The organism is Microcystis sp. LE19-41.2A, assembly GCF_027530405.1.
Taxonomy (GTDB): domain Bacteria; phylum Cyanobacteriota; class Cyanobacteriia; order Cyanobacteriales; family Microcystaceae; genus Microcystis; species Microcystis aeruginosa.
Genome location: NZ_JAPZQJ010000280.1, coordinates 1 through 7,364, shown reverse-complemented (window position 1 = coordinate 7,364; position 7,364 = coordinate 1). Strand labels below are relative to the sequence as shown.

Genomic DNA, 7,364 nt, shown 5'->3' with positions numbered 1-7,364 from the left:
TTGGAGTGATTGGGGGGAAAATTTAGGGATTTTTTCCCTGAAAATTAGGTAATTGACCACCTGAAAATGGGTAAAACCCCACACCCCACACCCCACACCCCACACCCTGCCCCCACGAAAAACTTTTTCAGCAGCCCCTATATATTTTGGGTCAATCTAGCCTGAAAGAGTTGAGCAAAGCTGGTATTATAACCAGTTAAAACCGTTAATCTTCACCTTAAAGAAATGACTTTTCTAATTCCGACTAGCGTTTGGCGGCAAATTCTTAAAAAGCTCCCTATACTACTATTCTTAGCATCTTTTCTCATAGTCCTACTATTAGGCTATTTTTCTGCCGCTTTCTCTCAAAGTCGAGATCCTGATATCCGCGGTGTTTGGATTACCACCAACGATACTGCGATGCTGATGGACAGGGATAAACGACAACAGGCGATCGAGCAATTAGTTAATCTTAATTTTAATGCTATCTATCCCGTGGTTTGGAATTCCGGTTATGCTCTCTATCCTAGTGCGATCGCTCAACGGGAAGGAATACAGCCTTTTGTGCCTACGGGAGCGCAGGGACAAGACATCTTGGCAGAATTGGTGGAACAAACCCGTGGCAGGGGATTATTGGTCATTCCTTGGTTTGAATTCGGATTTATGGCTCCTCCCACCTCAGAATTAGCCTTAAAACATCAGGACTGGTTAACCCAAAAACGCGACGGGGGGACTACTTGGGTAGGGGCAGCCGGTGAGGTGGTGTGGTTGAATCCTTTCCGTCCCGAGGTGCAGAATTTTCTGCGGGAGTTAGTCTTGGAAGTGGTGGGACAATACGATATTAACGGCATCCAATTCGACGATCATCTGAGTTTACCCAACGAATTCGGCTATGATCCCTATACTATCGCCCTTTATCAACAGGAAACCGAAAAAACGCCCCCAGCTAACCCCCGGGATCCCGAATGGACAAAATGGCGGGCCGATAAAATCACCGCTTTTCTGGCTAATCTCAAAGAATCAATTGAGGCAATTAAACCGAATATACTGCTTTCGATCGCCCCTAATCCCTACGAATTCGCCTATAATGGTCATTTACAGGATTGGCTCGGTTGGGTGCGGCAAGGATTAGTCGATGAGTTAATCGTACAGGTTTATCGTCCCGATCTGCCCAGTTTTCTCAAGCAAATAGAGCGTCCCGAAATTCAGGAAACCCAGCAAACTATCCCCACCGGTGTGGGAGTTTTGACCGGTTTACGCAATCGACCGATTGCCCTACCCTTTATTGAAGAAAAGGTCTTGGCTGCTCGTCAACGGGGTTTAGGGGTGATTTTCTTCTTTTATGAAAGTCTCTGGCAGCAAGCTTTGGAACCTCAAGAAACCAGAAAAGCGGCAATTCAAGCGATGTTTTCGCAACCCATCACTCCCCGTCTTCCCGTGCTGGAAAATATACCCTTAGTTAGTACACCTGAACCTGTTGACCAGCCAGAACTAACCCCCACACCTCCCCCCTTAGCACCGGACGGTATCGAAATTCCTGTTATTCCCCCTCCGGGTAGTTAATAGCAATTTTTGCCCTGAGAAATTATACTAAATCCTGTTTAAAACGTATAGGAGAGTGGCGGGATTTTTTTCAGTGTTGCCAAAGGCACGGCGTAGCCGTCCAGTAAACAGTAAACAGTGCAATGAAAACTCGCATCTGATTAAATGCTGATGTCTAAAAAGCTTGTCAAGATTGCCGAGAAGCAGCATTTATTCAGAGTAAATCTTCCAGTCCTATGGTGATATAATTTTGAGTTTGATTGGGATTTTTGATAAACCTAACGACGATTTTATCTCGTTCTTCTAATAGGGTTTCTAGGGTTAATAAATCTGATTCTGTAGATTGAGAGAGAATTTTATACAAGGTACTCTCGCTCGAATTATAGTCTCGCTGATTTTCTTTGGCAATATCACTAATTTCGTTGCGATTATAAAAAATAATTCCTCTGAAATGCACAAATATTTCTGTATCTTGATAGTTTTTCTGGGGATTAGCATAATTATTGAGAGTCAGAAGCATATAGATTCTATTCATCCCGCTTTGAAATTTACCAGCAAGCTGCTTTAATGTGCTTTCTTTGTCTTTTTTTGCCTGTAGGGATGCTTTGAGTTCAATTAAACAAATTTGCAGATGATAATTGAGAAATTTACCAGCATCATTGACTTTTCTCTGTAAAACTAATATAGCTTTTTCAGGGGTTTTGCCAGAAGCAGAGATACCGGGTAACTCTTTTTCTAAATTGATAACCCAGATTTTATCTACTTCTGTAGATATATTTTTGTCATTTTTAGACGATAACTGTAAGTGATTAATAACTACTTTCTTTAAATCGCTCTTATTTGTTTCTAGAATTTCAATATACGCATCTTGACTAAGGCAGATTTCTTCAATAAAACCCGATTTTTCTAAAGCTTGATGAAACTCTTGTCTAAGGGAAAATATTTCTTTTTTTGAGTTAGACTTACTCATTCTCTGCTAAATATATATGATTGGTTAAAATTTCTCCAGATTTCTGCACAGAGTTGATAACTTCTGTAAAATTACGAAAATAAACACCATATTGACTGGTTCCATAATCAATAATTTTATCACCCGTGAAAAAGTAAACCCCTAAGTCTTCTTTAGCAAGTGAAATTTCAGGATTTAAATTTTTTAATTGATTATCTTCAATAATTTTTGTGACATCAACATCATAACTTTTTAAGGTATGAAGATAAACATAATTGTTGAGAATATCGGTTAAAATCGGGCTATGGGTGGTGATCAAAACCCGATTATCATGCTCGGTGACAAATTGAACTAAAATATCCATTAAGCGAATTTGATTTTCGGGATGCAAATTAACTTCTGGTTCATCTATCATCAAAAAATTGTTTTTTTCCTTGGCCCAATATTTGAGATAAAGATACAAGATAGTCAACTGATTGACTGAAGATGAAGCTAGATACATGGGTAAATCTTTGCTTTCATCGAATTTAAAAGAAAATTGAATAGGTGCGATCGATTCTAGACTAGAAATCGTGATTTCTCCTCCCATTAATCCGGTCATCTTTTCAATCAGAGAATTATAAACTGAATTAATTTTTTTCTTGGTATTGAGAGAATAAAGCGACTCAATCACTTTATTCATTGGTTCTGTATAAGACCTTTTGGGTAATTGTTCTTGAAGACGTTTGAATATATCCCGATTAGTATCAACATCATCATCAATATTTTCTATTAATTCTTGCAATCGACGATTATACTCACTTCTTTTATTTCTCTCTATCTCATAAATGTACTGGTAGAAAACAGGAAAAAAGCTACGACTAGCGGGGATAAAAAAAGTATCTTGTATCGGAGACAAAAGCACTCTTATTATTGACGGAATAATTACTGATTCCTTGTATGGTTTAGCTCTCTCAAAAAAGTCTCTGGGTATTTGATCAAATACTTTCTCAGGGATATTATTCTCTTTTATATTTATTGTTAGGCTACCTTTGCCCTTGCTAATCTGTAAATACTCCAGATCATTATTTCCTGCAACACGAACAAAAAAAGTTGTTTTAAATGTCGTCTCTTTAAATTCTTTAATATCCGCTTGAAAAATTAATTTATTGGAACCAATAATCGTTTCTTTAATACTGGCATCAAGATTATAAGTATTAACAACTTCTTTTTCAATAAACTGGCTAAATTTATTGAGAATTTCATCGATTAATTCTTGATTGATCCTAATTTTTTTAATAGGTTTTTCCGAGTCAATTAATAAAGAATCAATTTGGGTATTTTCGGAAAACTTTCTAATATTGTCATTATTAAAAATTGTCCATAAAAGCTGAGAAACTAGGGTTTTGCCACTATTGTTGTAGCCAATAAAAGTATAAAACTTCTTGGTTAAATCTATAGCTTGATTATTATTTCTAATTGATCCCAAATTCTTGATCAGTAGTTCCATATTATTTTTACCAATCACACCGAGAGGATAACTAATTTTTTAAAGGTGGACAAAATGCCCACCCTTAACACTATTGTAAACTGCTAGTTAACTGACTTTTGGCCTTAGCTAAAGCTTCGCTTAACTTACTAGCATCCCGTCCCCCAGCTTGAGCTAAATTGGGACGACCACCACCACCACCGGCGCAGATTTTAGCGATCGCACCGATAAATTTACCCGCTTGTAAACCCTTATCTTTAATCACCCGGGGACTAAAAGCGGCCACTAAACTCACTTTATCAGCTGCGGGAGTCGAGGCCAAAACCACTGCCCCTTCCCCTAATTTTTGCTGTAGTCTTTCGGCTGCGGCCATCAAAGCATTAGCATCAATATCGCCCAAAGAAGCGACTAATAGCTGAAATTCGCCGATAGATTCGGCTTGAGATAGCAAAGCATCCGATTTATTTAGCGCCAACTCCTGTTTAACCGCTTCTAACTGCTTTTGTGTGCCTTTTAACTCTGATTGTAAGACCGTAATGCGATCGGGAATTTCCAGAGGTTTGACCTTAAAGCGATCGCACAAATCCCGCACCACCTGATCCCGTTCATTCAGGTATGCTAACACGGCAGGGCCAGCCACCGCTTCGATGCGACGAATTCCTGCGGCGATTCCCGTCTCGGAGATGATTTTAAATAAACCGATCTCGGCAGTATTTTTAACGTGAGTTCCCCCGCATAATTCCATAGAAACGCTAGGAATATCGATAACTCGCACTTCTGAGCCGTATTTCTCGCCAAACATGGCAATAGCTCCCTTCTGCTTCGCTTCTTCCAATCCCATCACCGCTATCTGGGTGTCATGCGCTTCGGCAATCCAAGTGTTAATCTGTTCTTCCACCTGTTGCAATTCAGCGCTAGTCAGGGGACGAGGACAGTTAAAATCAAAACGGAGGCGATCGAAATTGACTAGGGAACCTGCTTGGGAAATCCCCCCATCGACAAGCTTTTTCAAGGCCGATTGTAGCAGATGGGTGGCGGTATGATTAGCTTGGGCGCGACGACGACAGGAACGGTCGATCTGTGCATTAATTGTATCGCCGGTGGTGACAATTCCCCGCTCAATCCGACCAAAATGGATAAAAATCCCCGATTCTTTCTGCACATCCTCAACGCGGATAACCAGATTATCGCCGGTTAAATAACCCTTATCACCGATTTGTCCACCCGATTCGGCATAAAAAGGGGTTTGATCGAGAACTACCTGCACCTCAGTGCCTGCTGCGGCCGATTCCACCGTTTTACCAGCGACTAAAACCGCCGTTACTGTTGCGGTTGCTTGCAAATCCGTATAACCGAGAAATTCCGTCGGGTGAATATGTTCTGCCAGCTTATCTAAACTACCCTGTACCGTCAAATCTATGGTTTCGTGGGCGGCTTTTGATCTTTGCTGCTGTTTTTTCATTTCCTGCTCGAAACCCGCCGTATCGACGCTTAAACCCTGCTCCTCGGCGATTTCTTGAGTGAGTTCGAGGGGGAAGCCATAGGTATCATAAAGGGTAAAGGCATCGACTCCCGAAATCTGGCTTTTTTCTTTTTCTAGAATCGATTCGAGCAGTTTCTCGCCTCTTTCTAGGGTTTCTAAAAATCTCGCTTCCTCTCGCTCTAATTCTGCCTTGATCACCGTTTCTCGTTCCCGAACATTGCCATAGACGGACTCGGAAAGAGCGATCGCAACTTCCGCCACTTTGGTGATAAATTGACCTTCAATACCGATTAAACGCCCGTGCCGTACTACTCTCCGAATCAGACGACGCAGGACGTAACCTCTGTCAGTATTCGATGCTGAGATACCATCCGCTATCATGTGTACTACCGAACGCACATGATCGCCGATGACTTTTAGGGAAACTTTCGTTTTTTCGTCCGCTTTCTGGTAGTCTATGGCTGCTAACCGGGCCGCTTCAGCGACAATCGGGAAAATTAGGTCAGTTTCGTAGTTATTGGCGACTTTTTGCAGGATTTGCGCCATCCGTTCCAAACCCATCCCCGTATCGATATTTTTATTGGCCAGGGGTGTCAGATTGCCATCCGCGTCGCGGTTATACTGCATGAAGACGAGGTTATAAAACTCGATAAAACGGCTATCATCCTCTAAATCGATGGTTTTATCCCCCAATTCCGGGTGAAAATCGTAGTAAATTTCCGAACAGGGACCACAGGGACCCGTGGGACCCGATACCCAAAAGTTATCCGCTTCGCCCATTTTTTGGATACGATGAGCAGGAATACCGATTTTATCGCGCCAGATAGCGAAAGCTTCCTCATCCTCTCTAAAGACACTAACGACTAATCTTTCGGGGGGAAGGTTAAAAACTTCTGTGGACAATTCCCAGGCCCAGGCGATCGCTTGTTCTTTAAAATAATCACCAAAGCTAAAATTGCCCAACATCTCAAAAAAAGTATGGTGTCTAGCAGTCCGGCCGACATTTTCGATATCGTTGGTGCGAATACATTTTTGGGAAGTGGTAGCGCGGGTAAATTCTGGGGTCTTTTGCCCTAAGAAAATCGGTTTAAAAGGGAGCATTCCCGCAATAGTCAGCAAAACGGTGGGGTCTTCTGGGACTAGAGAGGCACTAGGGAGAATTTTATGGTTTCTGGCCGCAAAAAAGTCTAAAAATCGCTGGCGAATCTCGCTTCCGCTTAGGTGGTTACTCATAGAAGATGTCAGTTAGTCAGAAAATGCCTATTTTATCCATTGTGGCATTTTTGCGTTTTAACTCTCCACCTTTACTCTTGCGCCGCTTGTCGGACCTGTTCTAAGTCTAAATCCAAAGCTTGAGCGATTTGTTCCACACTTAAACCCAAAGCCAGCAAACGGGGAATAGATTCCAGTTTTCCTTCTAGTTTACCTTCTAGTTTACCTTCTAGTTTACCTTCTAGTTTACCTTCTAGTTTACCTTCCCGTCGTCCTTCCCGTTTCGTTGCTTCCTTCCATTCCTGATAGGTTTGAGATAAGGTCATAAACACCTCTCTATCCTCAGTTTCTAGGATGTTATTTATTTCCATATTAACCCGCCAACTAATCAATAATTCCAGCACATTTTCCCGGAAAGCATTACCTTGAGGTAATTCTAACAATTCTCGCACCGCTTGGTCTTGAGTTTTTCCCCGTCCTAATAATCTTAACCAGAGAGTCTCAGCAGTCACAGGCAATTGATTAATAGCGATAATTGCCGTGCGATAAAGCGAGGGAAGAAAATAGACTCCTTCTGGCCAATCTGGTCTTAATTTTGCCCCAAATCCCTCTAAAACAGTGATACCAGCCGAAGGGGATAAAATCCACAAACGAGGGGCATTGTCTTCATTGTAGCTCTGATTTTCCCGTTTAGCTTGTCTTTGCAGTTCGGCTAAAATTGTCAAAAGTTT

At 41.5% G+C, this 7,364-nt stretch carries 5 protein-coding genes; 1 reads left to right on the top strand and 4 read right to left on the bottom strand.

Features of this window, described 5'->3' with window-relative positions:
- Positions 1 to 225 precede the first annotated feature (225 nt).
- Complete coding sequence (locus tag O9290_RS11960) at positions 226 to 1,542, top strand: family 10 glycosylhydrolase (RefSeq protein ID WP_288058787.1); 1,317 nt, start codon at positions 226 to 228, stop codon at positions 1,540 to 1,542.
- A 193-nt stretch (positions 1,543 to 1,735) separates the two neighbouring features.
- Here the strand turns inward: O9290_RS11960 and O9290_RS11955 are convergent, their stop codons facing one another.
- From O9290_RS11955 to O9290_RS11940, 4 genes are all read right to left on the bottom strand, one after another.
- On the bottom strand, positions 1,736 to 2,491 hold the full coding sequence (locus O9290_RS11955; RefSeq protein ID WP_288058785.1) for a hypothetical protein: 756 nt from the start codon (positions 2,489 to 2,491) through the stop codon (positions 1,736 to 1,738).
- Positions 2,484 to 3,959 carry an AAA family ATPase gene (locus O9290_RS11950; RefSeq protein WP_288058783.1) on the bottom strand — a complete coding sequence of 492 codons (1,476 nt, stop codon included), beginning with the start codon at positions 3,957 to 3,959 and terminating at the stop codon, positions 2,484 to 2,486. The genes O9290_RS11955 and O9290_RS11950 overlap by 8 nt, the downstream gene beginning before the upstream one ends.
- Before the next feature lie 70 nt (positions 3,960 to 4,029).
- Positions 4,030 to 6,654, bottom strand: a complete 2,625-nt coding sequence (alaS, locus tag O9290_RS11945) for an alanine--tRNA ligase (RefSeq protein ID WP_288058781.1) — start codon at positions 6,652 to 6,654, stop codon at positions 4,030 to 4,032.
- A gap of 71 nt (positions 6,655 to 6,725) precedes the next feature.
- Positions 6,726 to 7,364: RpnC/YadD family protein (locus O9290_RS11940; RefSeq protein WP_288087090.1), on the bottom strand; the 639-nt coding region annotated here is incomplete at its 5' end.

What these genes read in the sequence shown, in the direction of transcription:
- O9290_RS11960 (WP_288058787.1), top strand. Translation starts at nt 226, where the DNA reads ATGACTTTTCTAATTCCGACTAGCGTTTGGCGGCAAATTCTTAAAAAG.
- O9290_RS11955 (WP_288058785.1), bottom strand. Translation starts at nt 2,491, where the DNA reads ATGAGTAAGTCTAACTCAAAAAAAGAAATATTTTCCCTTAGACAAGAG.
- O9290_RS11950 (WP_288058783.1), bottom strand. Translation starts at nt 3,959, where the DNA reads ATGGAACTACTGATCAAGAATTTGGGATCAATTAGAAATAATAATCAA.
- alaS (WP_288058781.1), bottom strand. Translation starts at nt 6,654, where the DNA reads ATGAGTAACCACCTAAGCGGAAGCGAGATTCGCCAGCGATTTTTAGAC.